This window comes from Pseudomonas sp. PAMC25584 (genome assembly GCF_058135675.1).
On the sequence record NZ_CM176870.1, the window covers coordinates 5,781,925 to 5,801,506 of the forward strand.

A 19,582-nucleotide genomic window follows, 5' to 3' on the forward strand; every position below is an offset into this window, starting at 1 on the left:
TCTGTTCGCCTGCCCGCGCTGAGCCGCCCACAAGGAAGGCCCCATGTTCGACCACCACGCCACACTCAAAAAGCATTTCAGTGCCCTGCGCACCACCGCCGACTTCTTCTCCCTGCGTTACGTGCGCGAATCCGGCCACTACCTGTCGGTGCGCAAGAACGTCGCCGCACCGCCGCACCTGAACCACGACGAAGGCGCCATGCTCACCGTGCGCGTCAACGGGGTCGAAGCCTACGCCGCGACCCACGATATTTCCCTGCCCGGCCTGCAAGCCGCGCTTGAGCGTGCCGAACAGCAAGCACGCCTGATCAAGCCCCATGCCCTGCTCGACCTGCGCGATCAACACGTGTCCAGCGACGTCGCCGACTACCTGTCACCCAACCTTGCCCAGGCCTTTCCGTCCCTGAGCGACTGCTACCAGTTGCTCGGCGATGAATCCGCTGCCGTGCCCCAGGACGAGCGCCTGGTGAACTGGGAAGTCAGCCTCGGCTTGACCCACGTCGAGCAGATCTACCTCAACAGTGCCGGTGCCGAGCTGCGCCAGGCCCAGCGTTTTGTATTCCCCGGCGTGAACGTCACCGCCTACGACGGCAACGACAGCCAGTCGCGCACCTTCGGTGGCAGCAACTTCGGCCAGCAGGGTGGCTTCGATGTGATCGACCGCTTCGGCCTGGTCGGCGCCGCGCCGCGCATTGCCGACGAAGCCCTGCAGTTGCTGCTGGCACCGAACACGCCCCAGGGCCCGCGCGACCTGTTGCTGATGCCCGACCAGATGATCCTGCAGATCCACGAATCGATCGGCCACCCGCTGGAGCTCGACCGCATCCTGGGCGACGAGCGCAATTACGCCGGCACCAGCTTCGTCAAGGCCGAGGACTTCGGCCGCCTGCAATACGGCTCGCCCTTGCTCAACGTGACCTTCGACCCGGACATTCCCGAGCAACTGGCCAGCTACAGCCATGACGACGACGGCACCGCCGCCAGCAAGCAATTCCTGATCCGTGAAGGGTTGCTGCTCAAGCCACTGGGCGGCGCGCTGTCGCAGTTCCGTTCCGGCATGGGCGGCGTGGCCAACAGCCGTGCCAGCAGTTGGAACCGCCCGCCGATCGACCGCATGGCCAACCTGAATATCGAAGCCGGCGACCAGAGCCTGGCGCAACTGATTGGCGGCATCGAACACGGCATCCTGATGTCGACCAACCGTTCGTGGTCCATCGACGATGCACGCAACAAATTCCAGTTCGGCTGCGAGTGGGGCCAGTTGATCGAAAACGGTGAACTCAAGGGCGTGGTAAAAAACCCCAACTACCGCGCCATTTCCGCGCAGTTCTGGCGCAACCTCAGCGCCGTGGGCGACGCCAGCACCTTCAAGGTCCTGGGCACGCCGAACTGCGGCAAGGGTGAACCCAACCAAGTCATCCGCGTCGGCCATGCGTCGCCGGCCTGTGTGTTCAGCAACGTTGATGTATTCGGGGGAGATGCCTGATGAACCACTTCAAGGCATTGGTGGAGTGGCTCAAGCAAGCCCTCACCGACAAAGAACAATTTCACCTGGGCTATGCCGCAGAGTCGTCCGAATTCGTGCGTTTCAACCACGCCAAGGTGCGTCAGGCCGGCCAGGTGCAACAGGCCAGCCTCAACCTCAAACTGATCAACGACGGTCGCCATGCCGACCTCGGCATCACCCTCGGCGGCGAACCGGCGCTGGATCGCCAACGCCTCGCCGATGGCCTGCAACAACTGCGCGAAACCTTGCCGTTGCTGCCGCATGACCCTTACCTGTTGCTGAACCACAACGCCTGGCAAAGCCACAACGAACAGGCCCGGCCGCTGCCCGAGCTGGGCCAGGTGCTCGAAGACATCAGCCAGGCGGCACACGGGGTCGACCTGGTCGGCTTCTACGCCGCCGGCCCGATCAGCCGTGGCTTCGCCAGTTCCGACGGGGCGTTCGGCTGGCACCAGGCCAATAGCTTCAACTTCGACTTCAGCCTGTTCCACGCCAACGGCGAAGCGGTGAAAGCCAGTTACGCCGGGCACACCTGGAACAGCGCCGAGTTCGCCGCGCGCTTCCAGCAAGCCCGCGATCAGCTGGAATTTCTCGGCCGCCCGTTGCACACACTGGCGCCAGGACAATACCGCGCCTACCTGGCCCCGGCGGCGCTGGAAGAAATCATCAGCATCATCACGTGGGGCGGTTTTTCCGCGCAGGCCATCGCCAGCAAAGGCAGCTCGCTGCAACGCCTGTATGCCGGAGAGCAGGCGTTAAGCCCGTTGGTGACGGTGGATGAGCACATCAGCGGCTCCCTGAGCGAGGCGTTCTCCAGCGAAGGCTGCCCGCGCAGTGACGTCACGCTGATCAACGCCGGCCAGGCCGACGGCCAACTGGTCAATTCGCGCAGCGCCGCCGAATACGGCCTCGGCGCCAACGGCGCCAGCAGCGACGAATCCCCCAGCGCCTTGCAGATGGCGGCGGGCAGCCTGGCCCAGGCCGATATCCTCAAGCAATTGGGCACCGGGCTGTACATCAGCAACCTGTGGTACCTGAACTACTCCGACCTGCCGGCGGCGCGCCTGACCGGCATGACCCGGTTCGCCACGTTCTGGGTGGAAGACGGCGAGATCAAGGCGCCGGTCAGTACCATGCGCTTCGATGACAGCGTCTACAGCCTGCTCGGCTCACAGCTCGAAGCGCTGACCGCGGAGCGCGAATTGCTGCTGTCAGCCAGCACCTACAGCCAGCGCAATACCGCGTCCAATCTGTTGCCGGGGGCGTTGGTCAAGCGCCTGACCCTGACCCTCTAACCAACAGCAATCTCCTTGTGGGAGGGGGCTTGCTCCCGATAGCGGTGTGTCAGTATTCGATGGACTGACTGACACACCGCTATCGGGAGCAAGCCCCCTCCCACATTGTTTTGTGTTGATTTCAGACGTCTTGTTTCGACATGTCCTACAGCTAAATCAGACCCCTCTCACCGCCCGCCCAAGGCCGGTTGTCGCCTGCAAAAAACCTCGTTATAACGGTTGGTGGCACCCTGCCATCCACCCACGTGCCCGCACGTGATGTATGACCTTGCCCGGGATAGGGCAAGCTGGAGCGTTGACATGAACCATGGAAGTTTTGTCATAGAAAAGCTGTTCAAGCACTACAACGTCCACGTAGAACAGTTGGGTTTCGATCCACAGAAACATCCGCAAAGGAAAACCGTGCTGTTGGTCAATGGAGCGCTGTCCACCACCCGCTCGTTTGCGCGCACCAGCAAGTGCCTCGCCGAACATTTCAATGTGCTGCTGTTCGACCTGCCGTTCTCCGGCTATTCGCGCGAACACAATACTGACCTGGACCTGGTGACCAAGGACGACGAGGTACAAATCCTGCGCGCGCTGGTGGAGCGCTTCCAGGTCAACCACTTGGTGTCGGCCTCGTGGGGCGGCATCTCCACGCTGCTGACCCTGGCGCACAACCCGCCCTCCATCGAAAGCTCAGTAGTGATGGCGCTGGCACCCAACCTCAACCCGGCGATGCTCGACTATGTCGAGCGGGTGCGCGTGCTGATCGAGGCCGATGACAAGTCCGCCGTCGGCCATTTGCTCAACGAAACGGTGGGCAAATACTTGTCGCCGCGGCTCAAGCGCAACAACCATCGGCACCTGTCGAACATGGCCACCACCGAATACCGCCAGGCGCGCTTTCATATCCACCAGGTGCTGGCGATGGGCGATGGCAACTACCTGCCGCAGCTCACCCGGATCGAAACACCGGTGCACTTCCTCAACGGCACGCTGGACGAATACACCCCGGCCACCGAGGCCCGACTGTTCAAGCAATACGTGGGCCGCAGCAGCTTTGCCGTCGCCGAACATACCGGGCATTTGCTCGATCTGGAGTCCCGCGAAGCGGCGCTGGCGGTCCACCGGGCGCTGCTGGATTTCCTGGTGGGCGAGCACGCGCCGCTGTCGGATTTAGACGAACCACCAGTGGGAAAAGGAGCGACGGATGGCGCATAATCGCCGACACATAGCCTCCTAACAAAAAGGGATCCCATGCCGAATCGTGCCCCTCTCGATGCCAAGACCGCCCGCTGGCTACCCTGGGTGGTCGCGATTGCCTTCTTCATGCAATCGCTGGATGGGACGATTCTCAACACGGCACTGCCGGCCATGGCCCGGGACCTCGCAGAGAACCCGCTGCGCATGCAAGGGGTGGTGATCGCCTACATGCTCACCGTCGCCTTGCTGATCCCGGCGTCGGGCTGGATCGCCGACCGCTTCGGCACCAAGAAAATCTTCTTTGGCGCGATCATGCTGTTCAGCATTGGCTCACTGCTGTGCGCGCTGTCCAGCAGCTTGACCATGCTGGTCGGCGCGCGGGTGGTCCAGGGCCTGGGCGGTGCGCTGATGCTGCCGGTCGGCCGGCTCGTGGTGCTGCGCGCTTATCCGCGCTCCGAGCTGGTGCGGATCATGGGGTTCATCACCATCCCCGGCCTACTCGGCCCGCTGCTCGGCCCGACCCTCGGCGGCTGGATGGTGCAATACCTGACGTGGCACTGGATTTTCCTGATCAACCTGCCGGTGGGCATGATCGGCTGCTACGCCGTGTGGAAGTTCATCCCCGACCTGCGCGGCAGCGAACGCACGCGTTTCGATGGGAGCGGCTTCCTGCTGTTCGGCGCGGCGATGGTGCTGATCACCATCGCCATGGAAGGTCTGGGCGAATTGCACCTGCCGCACCTGCGGGTGATGTTGCTGCTGTTTGGCGGGCTGGCGTGCCTGGCGGCCTACTGGCTGCGCGCCGGGCATATCGATAACCCGCTGTTTTCGCCGGGGCTGTTCAAGACCCGCACCTTTGCGGTGGGCATCCTGGGCAACCTGTTCGCGCGCCTGGGCAGCGGCGCCTTGCCGTTTCTGGTGCCGTTGCTGCTGCAGGTGGCTTTGGGCTATTCACCGTCCCAGGCCGGGATGAGCATGCTGCCGCTGGCGGCGGCGGCGATGTTGGCCAAGTCTGTCGCACGGCCGTTGATCGAACGCCTGGGCTATCGCGTGGTGTTGACCGGCAACACCCTGGCCTTGGGCCTGATGCTGGCGAGCATGGGCCTGGTCAGCGAGCAGACACCCTACCCGCTGCTGCTGGGCATGCTGGCGGTACTGGGGGCCATCAACTCCTTGCAGTTCACCGCGATGAACACCGTCACCCTGATCGACCTCGACGACGCCCAGGCCAGCAGCGGCAACAGCTTGCTGTCGGTGGTAGCGCAACTGTCCCTGAGCCTCGGCGTGGCCTGCGCCGGTGCGTTGCTCGGCGGGTTTACCGCCGAATCGGGCAACGACGGCGTGAGCACCGTACTCGGTGCCTTCCAGCTGACCTTCCTCACCGTGGGCATCATGGCGATGCTGGCGGCGGCGATTTTCCTGCAACTGTCGCCAAAAGACGGCAAACGTAGGGTCAGCCGCGAGCACGACATCGAACACTAGCAGGCGTCTCGTCGAGAACTTGCAGGGAAAATCCCACGGGGCTGGTACACTGCGCGACATTTTGTTTTGCAGAGCCAGTCCCGTGACCACCATCGCCACCGCTTTTAATACGTTGCCGCTCTCCGCCGCCATGCTGGCTAACCTCGACTCGCTGGGTTATGCCGAGATGACGCAGATCCAGGCGCAGAGCTTGCCGGTGATCCTCAAGGGGCTGGACCTGATTGCCCAGGCCAAGACCGGCAGCGGCAAGACGGCTGCGTTCGGCATCGGCCTGCTGAACCCGATCAACCCGCGCTACTTCGGCTGCCAGGCCCTGGTGATGTGCCCGACCCGCGAGCTGGCCGACCAAGTGGCTAAGGAAATCCGCCGCCTGGCCCGCGCCGAAGACAACATCAAGGTGCTGACCCTGTGTGGCGGCGTGTCCCTCGGCCCGCAGATCGCCTCGCTGGAGCATGGCGCCCACGTCATCGTCGGCACCCCGGGCCGCATCCAGCAACACCTGCGCAAGGGTTCGCTGGTGCTGGACGGCTTGAACACGCTGATCCTCGACGAAGCCGACCGCATGCTCGACATGGGCTTCTACGACGCCATCGAAGACATCATCAGCAAGACCCCGGCCCGCCGCCAGACCCTGCTGTTTTCGGCCACCTACCCGGTGAGCATCAAGCAGTTGGCCTCCAAATTCATGCGCGCGCCGCAGCAAGTGAAGGCCGAAGCCTTCCACTCCGATGACCAGATCGAGCAGCGCTTCTACGAGATCTCGCCGGAAGAACGCATGGACGCGGTGACCAAGGTGCTCGCGCACTTCCGCCCGGCCTCGTGCGTGGCGTTCTGCTTCACCAAGCAGCAAGTGCAGGAAACCGTCGATCACCTGACCTCCAAGGGCATCTCAGCCGTCGGCCTGCATGGCGACCTGGAACAGCGTGACCGTGACCAGGTGCTGGCGATGTTCGCCAACCGCAGCACCTCGGTACTCGTCGCCACCGACGTTGCCGCCCGAGGCCTGGACATCGACTCGCTGGACATGGTGATCAACGTCGAACTGGCCCGCGACTCGGAAATCCACATCCACCGCGTCGGCCGCACCGGCCGTGCCGGTGAGACCGGGATCGCCATCAGCCTGGTGGCGCCGTCCGAAGCGCACCGTGCCCAAGCCATCGAGCAGTTGCAGAAATCGCCGCTGAACTGGGACCAGTTGGACAACCTCAAGCCGCAGAGCGGTGGCCCGCTGCTGCCGCAGATGAGCACCCTGTGCATCGCCGCCGGCCGTAAAGACAAGGTACGCCCGGGCGACATCCTCGGCGCACTGACCGGTGACGCCGGCATCCCCGGCGCCCAGGTCGGCAAGATCGCGATCTTTGATTTCCAGGCCTTCGTCGCCGTGGAACGCGGCGTCGCCAAGCAGGCGTTGCAGCGTTTGAATGACGGCAAGATCAAGGGCCGTTCGTTGCGCGTGCGGATCTTGTAAACGATCTCCCACCCCATGGAGATCTAATGTGGGAGGGGGCTTGCCCCCGATGGCGGTGTATCAGTCACCTGATTAATTGACTGGACCACCGCCATCGGGGGCAAGCCCCCTCCCACAGTTTTGATTGCATTTCAGATCAATATTTTGTGAGGACATTGCTGTGCGCTCGACCGAAGTTGTGATCATTGGCGCCGGCGCCGCAGGCTTGATGTGCGCACTGACCGCCGCCGGGCGTGGGCGCAAGGTGATGCTGATCGACCACGCGAACAAGGCCGGCAAGAAGATCCTGATGTCCGGCGGTGGCCGCTGCAATTTCACCAATATGTACACCGAGCCGGCCAATTTCCTCTCGCACAACGCACACTTCTGCAAATCCGCCCTGGCCCGCTACACCCAATGGGATTTCATCGGGCTGGTGGCCAAGCACGGCGTGCCGTACCACGAGAAGAAACTCGGCCAGTTGTTCTGCGATAACAAATCCAGCGACATCCTCGGCATGCTGCTCGACGAGTGCATCCAGACCGGCGTGAGCCTGCACCTGGACACTTCGATTCAAGAGATTGCCAAACTCGACAGTGGCTACCAGTTGCAGACCACGTTGGGCGAGCTGCACTGCGAGTCCCTGGTGATCGCCACCGGCGGTTTGTCGATTCCGACGCTGGGCGCAACCGGGTTTGGTTATCAGGTGGCCAAGCAGTTCGGCCACGAACTGCTGCCGACCCGCGCCGGGCTGGTGCCGTTCACCATCACCGACCAGCTCAAGGATTTGTGCGGCGAGTTGTCCGGCACCTCGGTGGACTGCCTGGTCAACTGCAACGGCCAGAGCTTTCGCGAGAACCTCCTGTTTACCCATCGCGGCCTGAGCGGGCCGGCGATTTTGCAGATTTCCTCCTACTGGGAATCCGGTGACACGGTCGAGATCAACCTGCTACCCGACCACGACGCCCACGCCTGGCTGCAACAGCAACAGGCCGAGCGCCCCAACAGCGAGCTGAAAACCCTGCTGGGTGAGATCTTCACCAAAAAGATGGCCAACCTACTGGCGGAAACCTGGTTCGTGTCCAAGCCGATGAAGCAGTACACCCACGCCGAACTGGCCGACATCGCGCAAAAACTGGCGAGCTGGCAACTCGTGCCGGCAGGCACCGAGGGCTACCGCACCGCCGAAGTGACGCTGGGCGGCGTGGATACGCGAGAAGTGTCGTCCAAGACCATGGAATCGCTGAAAAGCCCAGGCTTGTACTTTATCGGTGAAGTACTGGATGTGACCGGCCACCTCGGTGGTTTCAACTTCCAGTGGGCCTGGGCTTCCGGCTACGCCGCCGCGCAGTACGCCTGACACAACGCAGTACAAATGTGGGAGGGGGCTTGCCCCCGATGGCAGTGGACCAGTCAACTCATCAGGTGACTGACACGCCGCCATCGGGGGCAAGCCCCCTCCCACATTGACTGCATTGCACATTGAGAATGCTGTGGCCGGAATAAATTTTGCTGTCAGATGTGATCGCCACGCTTGCCGTGGCGTCATTACTGGCCCAATTTAGCGGCATCGTCCCGGAAGACTCCAGCCTTCATGTCATCGACCTCGTTCAACCAATCCATGCGGCGCCTGTGGGCGCTGGATAAATTCAGTTACAGCGTTCGGGTCTTCATCGCCCTCACCGGCAGCATGGCGCTGTGCTGGTACCAAGATGAAATGACGCTGCTGATCCCGCTGTTCCTGGGAATTATCGCCAGCGCCCTGGCCGAGACCGACGACAGTTGGCAAGGCCGCCTCAATGCCCTGGCGGTGACGCTGGTGTGTTTCAGCATTGCCGCGCTGTCGGTGGAGTTGCTGTTCCCCTATCCCTGGGCCTTTGCCGTCGCCCTGGCCCTGGCGAGTTTTGGCCTGACCATGCTCGGCGCCCTTGGCGAACGGTATGGCGCGATTGCTTCGGCCACCTTGATCCTGTCGGTCTACACCATGATCGGCGTGGACCAACGCGGCGGCGCCGTCACGGACTTCTGGCATGAACCGCTGCTGCTGGTGGCCGGGGCCGCCTGGTACGGGGCGCTGTCAGTGCTGTGGCAGGTGCTGTTTTCCAACCAGCCGGTGCAGCAGAGCCTGGCGCGGTTGTTTCGCGAATTGGGGCATTACCTCAAGCTCAAATCGTCGCTGTTCGAACCGATCCGCCAGTTGGATGTGGAGGCGCGACGCCTGGAGCTGGCCCAGCAAAACGGCCGCGTGGTGGCCGCGCTGAATGCGGCGAAGGAAATTATCCTGCACCGCGTCGGCAATGGGCGGCCGGGCTCGAAGGTCAGTCGTTACCTCAAGCTGTACTTCCTGGCCCAGGACATCCACGAACGCGCCAGTTCGTCCCACTACCCCTACAACGCCCTGGCCGAGGCCTTCTTCCATAGCGACGTGCTATTCCGCTGCCAGCGCCTGCTGCGCCAGCAAGGCAAGGCCTGCCAGGCCCTGGCCGAATCGATCCAACTGCGCCAGCCGTTCATCTATGACGCCAGCTTCGCCGAAGCCCTGGGCGACCTGAACGCGTCCATGGAACACCTGCGCATCCAGAGCAACCCGGCCTGGCGCGGCCTGCTGCGCTCCTTGCGTGCGCTGGCGGCCAACCTGTCGACCCTCGACCGCCTGCTGGGTGACGCCAGCAACCCTGACGCGCTGGCCGACGCTACTGATAGCAACCTGCTCGATCGCGCCCCGCGCAACCTCAAAGAAATGTGGACGCGCCTGCGCACCCAACTCACGCCGACCTCGCTGCTGTTCCGCCACGCCTTGCGTCTGGCGCTGGCGTTGACCATCGGCTATGGCACCCTGCATGCGATCCACGCCTCCCAGGGCTACTGGATCATCCTCACCACCCTATTCGTCTGCCAGCCCAACTACGGCGCCACCCGGCGCAAGCTCGGCCAGCGGATCATCGGCACGGCCATCGGCCTCACCGTGGCCTGGGCGTTGTTCGACCTGTTCCCCAGCGCCCTGGTGCAATCGATGTTCGCCATCGCTGCAGGCCTGGTGTTCTTTATCAACCGCACCACCCGCTACACCCTGGCCACGGCGGCGATCACCTTGATGGTGCTGTTCTGCTTCAACCAGGTGGGCGATGGCTACGGGCTGTTCCTGCCACGGCTGTTCGACACCTTGATCGGCAGCGTGATTGCCGGCCTGACCGTGTTCCTGTTCCTGCCGGACTGGCAAGGCCGGCGCCTGAACAAAGTGCTGGCGAACACCCTGACCTGCAACAGCATCTACCTGCGCCAGATCATGCAGCAATACGCCGCCGGCAAACGCGACGACCTCGCCTATCGCCTGGCCAGACGCAACGCTCACAACGCCGATGCGGCGCTGTCCACCACCCTGGCGAATATGCTGATGGAGCCGGGGCACTTCCGAAAGGAAGCCGATGTGGGCTTCCGCTTCCTGGTGCTGTCCCACACCTTGCTCAGCTACCTGTCGGGGCTCGGCGCGCACCGCGAAACCCAACTGCCGGCCGACGTGCGCGAGCACTTGATCGACGGCGCGGGGAAAACCCTGGCGGCGAGCATCGACGAAATCGCCACGGGGCTGGCCAATAAACAGCCGATCGCGATTCAGAGCGATGCCGAGGAAGCGTTGGCCGCCGAGCTGGAACAGATGCCGGATGAGATCGATGAGGGGCAGCGCTTGGTGCAGACGCAACTTGCGTTGATTTGCCGGCAGTTGGGGCCATTGCGCACCCTGGCCGCGCACCTGATCAAAGACACCAGCGCGGCGTAGGCCCCTACATCCCGTGCTGCTTCATCAACCGCGCATAGCTGCCATCAGTCTTCATCTTGGCAATCTCGCGGTCAAAGCTGGCAACGATCTGCTCATGCTCGGGGTTCTTCAGGCTGACCAGAATATGCAGGCTGTTTTCACTCAACGGCTGCGGCAAAAACTCCACCGAGCTACGCACCCGCGCCGACTCCTGTGCCAGGTAATAGCGGGCGACGTATTCGTCCTCCACCGTCAGGCGTACCCGACGCGCGACGAGCATGCGCACCGCCATGGCGAAGTTATGCACCGGGATTTTCTGTAACTGGGGGTCTTGGTCAAACGCCGCTGAATACGCATACCCACGCACCACGGCGATGGGGTAGTCGTGCAATTGCTCAAGGTTCTGAAACTCGATGGGATCGTCGCGGCGCTTGATAAACACCAAGCGGTTGATCAGGTATCCAGCGGAAAACTGCCCCAGATGCGTGCGAGCGTCGTCGTACCAGGCGTTGACCAACACGTCGTAGCGCCCATCGCCGACGCCCATCAACGCGCGGGCCCAGGGCACCTGCTCGAAATCACTGGCATAACCGGCGCGGGCCAAGGCCGTGCTGACAATATCGGTAGCCAGCCCGCCATTGACCAAGTTGGCATCGGTAAAGGGTGGCCAGGCATCCGCCACCAAGCGCAGACGCTGCGCGAACGCCGGCGGGGCCATCAACAACATTCCAATCAAAGCAAGGGCACGAGAGAATCGCGGCATGCTTAAAGTCCTTGGCGGGCAGGTGGTGGCCTTGGCTCAGGCAGTGCCTGAGGATCTAACAGTAGCTCAGATTACACAAAGAACCCGACGCTGAATGCACACAATGATGGCAGATTGACGGCACTGAAAAAAATAGCTGATTTAGACAGAAGTGCCTACCGCGCTTACTATCCGGGACAGTCACTTCCAAGAGAACCGCACTATGACAGTCGAATGGGTCTGTAAACATCACACCGAGTTGGGCAAGGAACAGCTGTACGCCATTCTGCGCCTGCGCAGCGAGGTCTTCGTCGTCGAGCAAAAGTGCCTCTATCAGGACATCGACGGGCAGGACCTGCAAGGCGATACCCACCACCTGATGGCCTGGAAAGACGATGAACTGGTGGCCTACCTGCGCCTGCTGGACCCGGAGACCCAGGCCGGGGATGTGGTGATCGGCCGGGTGATCGTGGCACCGATGACACGCGGCACCGGGCTGGGTCATCTGATGATGGAAGAAGCGCTCAAGCAGATTGACGATATCTGGCCAGAGACGCCGATCTTTCTGTCAGCCCAGGCACATTTGCAGGGTTATTACGCGCGGTATGGTTTTTTGGTGGCGGGCGAGCAATACCTTGAAGACGATATTCCCCACATCGGCATGCGGCGCGCCTGATGGCCCCATCGTGAGCAAGCCCGCTCCCACATTCGCGCGCATTCCAAACGGTGTACGCGGTTAAATGTGGGAGCGGGCTTGCTCACGAAAGCGTCAGCCCAGCGACCGCCAAGGCTCAGGGATAACCCAATACCTGTTTGATCGACGCAAGATTCGCCTCGATCCACCCCCGATCAATCGCGCCCCAATCGCGAATCCGATAATGCCCCGCATGATTGCGCGCGCCGTCTTCCTGCTCGAACTCGCAGACGATATCCAGATCCGCCAACGCCGCAATCGTGTCCTGCGCGGTGCGCCGGGGCATGCCCGTCACCTCGGTCAGCGCCGGCACGCTGCTGGCCTGCTGGCTGTCGATCAAATACGCCACGTACAGGCGGCGGTAGAAGCTGCTTTTGGTCTTGCTCACATCCATGGTCAACCGCCTTGGAAAGTCAGGGTTTGCCCTGCAGATCGCGATACGTGAGGTACACACGCAGGTCGAATTCCACCTGATGGTAGCCCGGCATCATGTACTCACAGAGTTTGTAGAACGCTTTGTTGTGGTCCGATTCCTTGAAGTGCGCCAGCTCGTGTACCACGATCATGCGCAGAAACTCCGGGGCAGCCTCCTTGAACAGCGCGGCGATGCGGATTTCTTTCTTGGACTTCAGATTGCCGCCCTGAACCCGCGAGATCGTGGTGTGCAGGCCGAGGGCGCGGTGCGTCAGATCAAGACGGTTATCGAACAGCACTTTGTCGATGGCCGGCGCGTTGCGCAGGTGCTCCTGCTTCAAGGCCAGCGCGTAGGCGTACAGGGCTTTGTCGCTCTGCACGGCGTGACGTTCGGGGTAACGCTGTTCCAGGTAGGCGCCCAACTGGTCCTTGGCGATCAGTTGGCGCACTTGCTCCTGGAGGGCTGCGGGGTAGGCCTGGAGGTATTTCAGTGCGGTCATTGAGGTCTGCAACAGGGTTCGAATGGGCGCCAGTGTAGCGAATTCAACCGGAACGGGCGCGCGACCAGTCGACCACCGCCTCGGCCATCAACGGCTGCGCCGCCCACGGTCCCTGGACAAACGCGCAACCATTGGCCTTGAGCCAATGAGCTTGCTCCTGCGTCTCTACACCCTCGGCGACCACCAGCACGCCGAAATGCCCGCACAACTCGATAATGCTGCGGGCCATCGCCGCATCCCGCGCCGAGCCCGGCAGGCACGCGATCAATTGGCGGTCGAGCTTGAGCGTGTCGAATTCCAGGTCGCGCAGGTGGGCCAGGGAACAGTGGCCGGAACCGAAGTCATCCAGGGCGATGCGCACCCCGACCGCGCGCAGCAACTTGAGCTGCTTGGCGGACTCTTCGAGGTTATGCATCAGGCTGTCCTCACCGATCTCCACTTCCAACTGGCGCCCCTGCAGCCCGTGTCGGTCGAGCACCTGCTGCAGTTGGCTCGCCAAGTTGGGCATGTTGAACTGGCTGCCGCTCAAGCTCACGCTCAACACCAGCGCATCCTCGAACGTGGCTTGCCACGCTTGGCGCTGGGACGCGACCTGGTGGTAGATCCAGGCGCTCAACTGACTGATCAGCCGGGCCTCTTCCAGCAGCGGCAAAAACAGCCCCGGCGGTACATCGCCGACACTCGGGTGCTGCCAGCGCAACAATGCCTCGACGCCGCGCAGATGGCCATCCTCCAGGGACACCTGGGGCTGGTACACCAGGGTGAAATCCTTGTTCTGGATGGCGCTGCGCACGCTGTCTTCGAGCATCAGCCGCGAGCGCGCACGGCCGTTCATTTCCTGATCGTAATAGCGATATTGCTGACGCCCCGCACGCTTGGCTTCATACATCGCGATGTCAGCCGCACGCAACAGGCCACTCAAGTCCGACCCGCAATCCGGGAACGTGGCGATGCCGATGCTGACCCCGAGCATCACCTCCAAACCGTCAACCTGCTGGCCAACAGACACGCGCTCGATCAGTTTCTCGGCAATCTTCGCTGCCTGCTCGGGGAACTCCAGCTCCAGCAACGCCGTGAACTCATCCCCGCCCATGCGTCCGAGAATGTCGTAGGAACGCAGGCAACTCTGCAACTGTTCCGAGACCCAGCGCAGCACCCGATCACCGGCGTCATGCCCCAGCGAGTCGTTGACCCGCTTGAAGCCGTCGAGGTCCAGGTACAGCAAGACCAAGGACTGCTCGGTCCGATCACTGCGCAGCAAGGAGTTTTCCACCGCCTGGTAAAAACCACGGCGGTTCAACAAGCCGGTCAGCGGGTCGGTCACCGCCTGGAATTCCAGTTGTTGATGCAAATGGCGAACTTCGGACATGTCCAACACGGTCACCACCATCGCCTTTCGCTCGGCAGGTAATGGCGCACAGGACAGCGCCACCGGCACCTGCTGACCACGGCCGGTGCGCAAGATCGCATCGTGCAAGCGCCAGGTTTCGCCCCGGCGGTAACTGGCGCACATCTGCGACTCAAGCCAGGCTGGCACATGGGGTTTTTGCAGGAAACCCAGGAAATCCTGGCCGTTGAGTTCATGGAGCGTGGCATTGAGCAGACGCGAAATCGCCGGGTTGGCGTACTCGATCACGCCCGCCTCGCTGACCACCAGGATGCCTTCGGCGGCGTTATCCAGCACCGAGGCGTTGAAGGCGCGGGCGGATTCCAGGTCATGGCTCAGGCGCTGCAAGGCCCGGCGATTGCGCTGGTGCTCCAGCAACGCCTGAACCTTGGGCTTGAGAATATGCGGGTCGAAGGGTTTGAACATGTAGTCGATGGCGCCGCTGGCATAGCCCTCCAGCACAGCGGCCGGCGATTGCGCATTGGCGCTCAGAAAGATGATCGGCGTCATGCGTGTGCGCTGGCTGCCGCGCATCAGGCGGGCGACTTCAAAACCGTCCATGCCGGGCATCATTACGTCGAGCAGCACCAAGTCGACTTCGTGCTGGAGCAACAGCTCCAGAGCCTCCAGGCCGGAACCGGCGGTCACCACCCGCCAGTCATCACGCTGCAAAAGGGCACGCATGCTGATCAGGTTTTCCGGGTAGTCATCGACCACCAGAAGAACCGAACCACCATCGCCTGGGTGTGGAGCGCATTCCATGCTACGTCTCTTCCTTAAGGTGCCGCACCGGTCAGTTCTGACAGAAAAACCAGGCAAGCACTGAGGTCTCACTCTAGCCTTGGTTCCCGAAAATCAGAAGTGACGAGGGTGCCATCATTGCGCCAAAAACTGCTAAGCCGACTAACGGTCAACCTCTACAGCCCACGTTTCATGCGGAACATGGCTTTTTGACATTCCCTTGGCGCCAATAACTTGCCAGCCATTGATTAACAAGCGGTGGGCTACCGCCTATAAAGATGCTGTCTGGCCCAAGGGCCAAAGCCTACACCTATCTGTAAAAAGGCCTACGCCATGATTGATCTTTCCACCTGGAACCTAAGCATTCCGGTCGGCTCGCCCCCCACGACGATCGACACCCCAAAGCTGATGAATGGCTTCAACGACCAATATTTCCAGGCCGAAGGCAGCAACGTGCAATTCTGGACACCCGTCACCGGCACCCGCACCGAAAACGCCATTTACCCCCGCAGCGAACTGCGCGAAACCTACGCCGATGGTCGCCTGCGCAACTGGACCTACCCCGAAGCCGACAATTATCTACACGCCACATTGACCGTCAATCAGGTGCCCTCCTCCGGGAAAATCGTCATCGGCCAGATCCACGCCTATGACAGCCAAAAACCGCTGATCAAGCTGGAATACCAGTTCAAGGAAAAAACCCAGACCGGCAACATCGTCGCCAAGGTCCGCATGCGCCCGGACGAGGACGAAAGCCGGGTGATCATCGTCGCCTCCAATGTGCCGCTGGAGAAGAGCTTTACGTACACCATCAACCTCAATAAAGCCGGCTTGCTCAGCGTGTACGCCGCCGACGATGAGTGGAACGAACGCATTGGCGCGGCATGGGGCAGCAAGCTGCTGTATTTCAAGGCGGGGACGTATGTGCAGGACAACAGTGGCGACAGCAAGGAAGGTGCACGGGTGACGTTTGCCAAGCTGGATATTGATCATGAGTGAACGATGGCTTGTTTGATCTTTAAGTCGGCGCTGTCCGCGATGGCGGTGGGTCAGTGACCGGATAAGCTGTTTGACCGTCCGCCATCGCGGGCAAGCCCGGCTCCCACATGTGCCCTACGTCGATTGAGGGTTAAGGGTCTGTCCTACACGATTCGCCGAGCGCGACCTGCAAGCGGATCAAATCCCGGCCAAAAAAAAGCCCGCATCGCTGCGGGCTTCTTTTTAAACGCCTGAGGCTCAGTTCACCTTGGCGTTCAACTCACCTTTCAGGTAACGCTGGTACATCGCTTCCAACGAGATCGGCTTGATCTTCGAAGCATTGCCCGCAGTACCAAACGCTTCATAACGTGCGATACACACATCGCGCATCGCCGTCACGGTGGCGCCGAAGAATTTACGTGGGTCGAATTCGCTCGGGTTGGTGGCCATCAGGCGACGCATCGCGCCGGTGGACGCCAGGCGCAGGTCGGTGTCGATGTTGACCTTGCGCACGCCGTACTTGATGCCTTCGACGATTTCTTCAACCGGTACGCCGTAGGTTTCTTTGATGTCGCCGCCGTACTGGTTGATGATCGCCAGCCACTCTTGCGGCACCGAGGAGGAACCGTGCATCACCAGGTGGGTGTTGGGGATGCGCTTGTGGATTTCCTTGATGCGGTCGATGGCCAGCACGTCGCCGGTAGGCGGCTTGGTGAACTTGTAGGCGCCGTGGCTGGTGCCGATGGCGATGGCCAGGGCGTCGACCTGAGTCTTCTTGACGAAGTCGGCAGCTTCTTCCGGGTCGGTCAGCATCTGGCTGTGATCCAGCACGCCTTCGGCGCCGATGCCGTCTTCTTCGCCGGCCATGCCGGTTTCCAGGGAACCCAGGCAGCCCAGCTCGCCTTCAACCGATACGCCGCAGGCGTGAGCCATGGCCACGGTTTGTTGGGTGACGCGCACGTTGTACTCGTAGTCGGTCGGGGTCTTGCCGTCTTCGCCGAGGGAGCCATCCATCATCACCGAGCTGAAGCCCAGTTGGATGGAACGCTGGCACACGTCTGGGCTGGTGCCGTGGTCCTGGTGCATGCACACCGGGATGTGCGGGAACTCTTCGATCGCAGCGAGGATCAGGTGACGCAGGAACGGGGCGCCGGCATATTTGCGCGCACCGGCCGAGGCCTGGACGATCACTGGAGAGTCGGTCTTGTCAGCGGCTTCCATGATGGCGCGCATCTGCTCAAGGTTGTTGACGTTAAAAGCTGGGACGCCATAGCCGAACTCGGCTGCGTGGTCCAGCATTTGACGCATGCTGATAAGTGCCATTGTGTTGTCTCTCCCGGTCGAGGGTCGTTAATCGTGCAAGCCTGCCGTAGCGGCGGCTGCTATTCAAGTTATTGCCGGTCAGGCTTTGCATGCCTGGCTGGCTGAATCGTTTTTTGTGAGCCGGACTCAACGCCGACATCACTTTGAAACCGTATCAATGTGGGAGGGGCAGTGCGACGATTCGACTTGCCCGCGACGGCGATTTACCTGTCGACATCGCGGGTGGCTGACCCAACGCTATCGGGGGCAAGTCGAATCGTCGCACCGCCCCTCCCACATTTTGGTCTCATTAATGTTGAGACCGTGTTCTGTTTACTGGGCCTTGCAGCCGCGCCCGATCAAATCGTCGGTGGCAACCCAGTAAACCAGGCCTTCCTCACCTTTTGTGTGAAACGCCAACTGGTCGTTGCTGTACAACACGCCCGACGCCGCCACGTCCTGCTTGAGGCGGTAAACCTGGGGCGAGCCGCCGAGACGGACGTCCACTTCGGTGCGGGCCGGGTTGGCAAAGCGCCAGTTGACCTCGGCCTTGCTGTCGCAGGTCCAGGTCGTCCATTTGTCGGCAGGCTCTGCCTTGTTGAACATGTTCATACTGCTGCAACCGGCCAGTAGGGCCAGTGCTGCCAGGGCGAAAACGCCTTTCATTGCCAATCCTCGCACGCAGGCCCAAGGGCTGCGTTGCAGTCGGTTAGTTGATCAGACCCGTCAAGGGCAACCCTGTTCCTGACCGTTGGGCGCAGAGTCGTATTTCTCCAGCCGTTCGTTGCCCAGGCGCTTGTTGATCACCGGCATGGTCTCGGCTTGCCAATCGGCCTGGTTGCAGTTTTTTTTCTGCACAGGCAGCACTTTTCCAGGCGCCGGCGCCGCGCTCGGCGTGCTGCCGCAGCCGGCCAACAGGCCCGCTGCAATCACCAGTGCCAACGACTTGATCATGGGAATGCTCCTTTTCCTGATCTGCCTCAGCCTTTGGCTCGGCTTTCCAGGACTTCAACGGCAGGCAGGACTTTGCCTTCGACAAATTCAAGGAACGCGCCGCCACCGGTGGAAATGTAGGAGATCTGGTCGGCAACGCCATATTTATCGATGGCCGCCAGGGTGTCGCCGCCGCCGGCGATGGAGAATGCCGAGCTTTCGGCGATGGCTTTGGCCAGCACTTTGGTGCCGTTGCCGAACTGGTCGAACTCGAACACGCCGACCGGGCCGTTCCACAGGATGGTCCGGGAGGCTTTCAGCAGCTCTGCGAAGTTGGCCGCAGTTTGCGGGCCGATGTCCAGGATCATGTCATCGGCCTCTACGTCATCGATGAGTTTGACCGTGGCTTCGGCGCTTTCGGCGAATTCCTTGGCCACGACCACGTCCACCGGCAGCGGCACGCTGACCTTGGCGGCGATGGCCCGCGCGGTGTCCAGCAGGTCCGGCTCGTACAGCGACTTGCCCACCGGGTGGCCGGCTGCCGCCAGGAACGTGTTGGCAATGCCGCCGCCGACGATCAGTTGGTTGCAGATCTGGCTCAGGCTGTTGAGCACGTCCAGCTTGGTGGAGACTTTGGAGCCGGCCACGATGGCCGCCATTGGCTGGGCCGGCGCACCCAGGGCCTTGCCCAGTGCGTCCAGCTCGGCAGCCAGCAACGGGCCAGCAGCCGCGACCTTGGCGAACTTGGCCACGCCGTGGGTCGAGCCTTCGGCACGGTGAGCGGTGCCGAATGCGTCCATCACGAACACGTCGCACAGGGCGGCGTATTGCTGGGCCAGTTCGTCACTGTTCTTTTTCTCGCCCTTGTTGAAGCGCACGTTTTCGAACAGCACGATGTCGCCGGCCTTCACGTCGACGCCGCCCAGGTAGTCAGCTACCAGCGGCACGTCGCGGCCCAGGGCCTTGCTCAGGTAATCGGCCACAGGCTTGAGGCTGTTTTCAGCCGAGAACTCACCTTCGGTCGGACGACCCAGGTGGGAGCAAACCATCACGGCTGCGCCTTTTTCCAGGGCCAGCTTGATGGTCGGCAGCGAGGCCAGGATTCGCGCATCGCTGGTGACAACACCGTCCTTGATTGGGACGTTGAGGTCTTCGCGAATCAGTACGCGTTTACCTTGCAGATCGAGGTCGGTCATCTTCAACACGGTCATGGGTGGC

Annotated in this window: 17 protein-coding genes; 9 read left to right on the top strand and 8 right to left on the bottom strand. The window is 61.9% G+C overall.

The genetic code is table 11. The features are described from left to right. The first annotated feature begins 43 nt into the window (after nt 1-43). The 7 genes from ACS5Q8_RS27100 to yccS all read left to right on the top strand — a co-directional run bounded on the left by ACS5Q8_RS27100 (nt 44) and on the right by yccS (nt 10,694). Nucleotides 44-1,486: a TldD/PmbA family protein gene (locus ACS5Q8_RS27100; protein ID WP_276195235.1), complete on the top strand. Its 1,443-nt coding sequence runs from the start codon at nt 44-46 to the stop codon at nt 1,484-1,486. Further along, nucleotides 1,486-2,802 (top strand): TldD/PmbA family protein, encoded by a 1,317-nt coding sequence (locus ACS5Q8_RS27105; protein WP_465159640.1) that lies wholly within the window; start codon nt 1,486-1,488, stop codon nt 2,800-2,802. The genes ACS5Q8_RS27100 and ACS5Q8_RS27105 overlap by 1 nt, the downstream gene beginning before the upstream one ends. A gap of 300 nt (nt 2,803-3,102) precedes the next feature. Further along, nucleotides 3,103-4,005: an alpha/beta fold hydrolase gene (locus ACS5Q8_RS27110; RefSeq protein ID WP_276195238.1), complete on the top strand. Its 903-nt coding sequence runs from the start codon at nt 3,103-3,105 to the stop codon at nt 4,003-4,005. Nucleotides 4,006-4,041: 36 nt separating this feature from the next. Next, nucleotides 4,042-5,469: a multidrug transporter subunit MdtD gene (gene mdtD / locus ACS5Q8_RS27115; RefSeq protein ID WP_465159641.1), complete on the top strand. Its 1,428-nt coding sequence runs from the start codon at nt 4,042-4,044 to the stop codon at nt 5,467-5,469. A 130-nt stretch (nt 5,470-5,599) separates the two neighbouring features. Beyond that, complete coding sequence (dbpA, locus tag ACS5Q8_RS27120; protein WP_247397788.1) at nt 5,600-6,937, top strand: ATP-dependent RNA helicase DbpA; 1,338 nt, start codon at nt 5,600-5,602, stop codon at nt 6,935-6,937. A gap of 160 nt (nt 6,938-7,097) precedes the next feature. Then, nucleotides 7,098-8,276, top strand: coding sequence for a BaiN/RdsA family NAD(P)/FAD-dependent oxidoreductase (locus tag ACS5Q8_RS27125; RefSeq protein WP_276195240.1), 1,179 nt, complete (start codon nt 7,098-7,100; stop codon nt 8,274-8,276). Between the two features lie 234 nt (nt 8,277-8,510). Beyond that, on the top strand, nt 8,511-10,694 hold the full coding sequence (gene yccS / locus ACS5Q8_RS27130; protein WP_276195241.1) for a YccS family putative transporter: 2,184 nt from the start codon (nt 8,511-8,513) through the stop codon (nt 10,692-10,694). Between the two features lie 4 nt (nt 10,695-10,698). On the opposite strand, the gene ACS5Q8_RS27135 is transcribed toward yccS, so the two are convergent. After that, nucleotides 10,699-11,436 carry a substrate-binding periplasmic protein gene (locus ACS5Q8_RS27135; RefSeq protein ID WP_276195242.1) on the bottom strand — a complete coding sequence of 246 codons (738 nt, stop codon included), beginning with the start codon at nt 11,434-11,436 and terminating at the stop codon, nt 10,699-10,701. Nucleotides 11,437-11,638: 202 nt separating this feature from the next. Between ACS5Q8_RS27135 and ACS5Q8_RS27140 the strand changes: the two genes are divergently transcribed. Then, complete coding sequence (locus ACS5Q8_RS27140; RefSeq protein WP_276195243.1) at nt 11,639-12,091, top strand: GNAT family N-acetyltransferase; 453 nt, start codon at nt 11,639-11,641, stop codon at nt 12,089-12,091. Between the two features lie 115 nt (nt 12,092-12,206). Here the strand turns inward: ACS5Q8_RS27140 and ACS5Q8_RS27145 are convergent, their stop codons facing one another. The 3 genes from ACS5Q8_RS27145 to ACS5Q8_RS27155 are packed head-to-tail and all read right to left on the bottom strand — an operon-like array spanning nt 12,207 to nt 15,172. Continuing rightward, nucleotides 12,207-12,503: a winged helix-turn-helix domain-containing protein gene (locus tag ACS5Q8_RS27145; RefSeq protein ID WP_247404038.1), complete on the bottom strand. Its 297-nt coding sequence runs from the start codon at nt 12,501-12,503 to the stop codon at nt 12,207-12,209. 19 nt (nt 12,504-12,522) lie between these two features. Further along, a complete protein-coding gene (locus ACS5Q8_RS27150; protein ID WP_010207148.1) occupies nt 12,523-13,023 on the bottom strand; it encodes a M48 metallopeptidase family protein in 501 nt (166 codons plus the stop codon). A 43-nt stretch (nt 13,024-13,066) separates the two neighbouring features. Beyond that, nucleotides 13,067-15,172, bottom strand: a complete 2,106-nt coding sequence (locus ACS5Q8_RS27155; protein ID WP_276195244.1) for a putative bifunctional diguanylate cyclase/phosphodiesterase — start codon at nt 15,170-15,172, stop codon at nt 13,067-13,069. 312 nt (nt 15,173-15,484) lie between these two features. Between ACS5Q8_RS27155 and ACS5Q8_RS27160 the strand changes: the two genes are divergently transcribed. Further along, nucleotides 15,485-16,150, top strand: coding sequence for a polysaccharide lyase family 7 protein (locus tag ACS5Q8_RS27160; protein ID WP_276195245.1), 666 nt, complete (start codon nt 15,485-15,487; stop codon nt 16,148-16,150). Between the two features lie 237 nt (nt 16,151-16,387). Here the strand turns inward: ACS5Q8_RS27160 and fba are convergent, their stop codons facing one another. The 4 genes from fba to ACS5Q8_RS27180 form a co-directional block, all read right to left on the bottom strand. Continuing rightward, a complete protein-coding gene (gene fba, locus ACS5Q8_RS27165) occupies nt 16,388-17,452 on the bottom strand; it encodes a class II fructose-bisphosphate aldolase (protein WP_003177554.1) in 1,065 nt (354 codons plus the stop codon). A gap of 312 nt (nt 17,453-17,764) precedes the next feature. Further along, a complete protein-coding gene (locus ACS5Q8_RS27170; protein ID WP_247404051.1) occupies nt 17,765-18,097 on the bottom strand; it encodes an MliC family protein in 333 nt (110 codons plus the stop codon). A gap of 60 nt (nt 18,098-18,157) precedes the next feature. Then, nucleotides 18,158-18,385, bottom strand: coding sequence for a hypothetical protein (locus ACS5Q8_RS27175; protein ID WP_465159642.1), 228 nt, complete (start codon nt 18,383-18,385; stop codon nt 18,158-18,160). 26 nt (nt 18,386-18,411) lie between these two features. Next, nucleotides 18,412-19,575, bottom strand: a complete 1,164-nt coding sequence (locus ACS5Q8_RS27180; protein ID WP_276195248.1) for a phosphoglycerate kinase — start codon at nt 19,573-19,575, stop codon at nt 18,412-18,414. Nucleotides 19,576-19,582: the final 7 nt, after the last annotated feature.

What these genes read in the sequence shown, in the direction of transcription:
- ACS5Q8_RS27100 (WP_276195235.1), top strand. Translation starts at nt 44, where the DNA reads ATGTTCGACCACCACGCCACACTCAAAAAGCATTTCAGTGCCCTGCGC.
- ACS5Q8_RS27105 (WP_465159640.1), top strand. Translation starts at nt 1,486, where the DNA reads ATGAACCACTTCAAGGCATTGGTGGAGTGGCTCAAGCAAGCCCTCACC.
- ACS5Q8_RS27110 (WP_276195238.1), top strand. Translation starts at nt 3,103, where the DNA reads ATGAACCATGGAAGTTTTGTCATAGAAAAGCTGTTCAAGCACTACAAC.
- mdtD (WP_465159641.1), top strand. Translation starts at nt 4,042, where the DNA reads ATGCCGAATCGTGCCCCTCTCGATGCCAAGACCGCCCGCTGGCTACCC.
- dbpA (WP_247397788.1), top strand. Translation starts at nt 5,600, where the DNA reads ATGCTGGCTAACCTCGACTCGCTGGGTTATGCCGAGATGACGCAGATC.
- yccS (WP_276195241.1), top strand. Translation starts at nt 8,511, where the DNA reads ATGTCATCGACCTCGTTCAACCAATCCATGCGGCGCCTGTGGGCGCTG.
- ACS5Q8_RS27135 (WP_276195242.1), bottom strand. Translation starts at nt 11,436, where the DNA reads ATGCCGCGATTCTCTCGTGCCCTTGCTTTGATTGGAATGTTGTTGATG.
- ACS5Q8_RS27140 (WP_276195243.1), top strand. Translation starts at nt 11,639, where the DNA reads ATGACAGTCGAATGGGTCTGTAAACATCACACCGAGTTGGGCAAGGAA.
- ACS5Q8_RS27145 (WP_247404038.1), bottom strand. Translation starts at nt 12,503, where the DNA reads ATGGATGTGAGCAAGACCAAAAGCAGCTTCTACCGCCGCCTGTACGTG.
- ACS5Q8_RS27150 (WP_010207148.1), bottom strand. Translation starts at nt 13,023, where the DNA reads ATGACCGCACTGAAATACCTCCAGGCCTACCCCGCAGCCCTCCAGGAG.
- ACS5Q8_RS27155 (WP_276195244.1), bottom strand. Translation starts at nt 15,172, where the DNA reads ATGGAATGCGCTCCACACCCAGGCGATGGTGGTTCGGTTCTTCTGGTG.
- ACS5Q8_RS27160 (WP_276195245.1), top strand. Translation starts at nt 15,485, where the DNA reads ATGATTGATCTTTCCACCTGGAACCTAAGCATTCCGGTCGGCTCGCCC.
- fba (WP_003177554.1), bottom strand. Translation starts at nt 17,452, where the DNA reads ATGGCACTTATCAGCATGCGTCAAATGCTGGACCACGCAGCCGAGTTC.
- ACS5Q8_RS27170 (WP_247404051.1), bottom strand. Translation starts at nt 18,097, where the DNA reads ATGAAAGGCGTTTTCGCCCTGGCAGCACTGGCCCTACTGGCCGGTTGC.
- ACS5Q8_RS27175 (WP_465159642.1), bottom strand. Translation starts at nt 18,385, where the DNA reads ATGATCAAGTCGTTGGCACTGGTGATTGCAGCGGGCCTGTTGGCCGGC.
- ACS5Q8_RS27180 (WP_276195248.1), bottom strand. Translation starts at nt 19,575, where the DNA reads ATGACCGTGTTGAAGATGACCGACCTCGATCTGCAAGGTAAACGCGTA.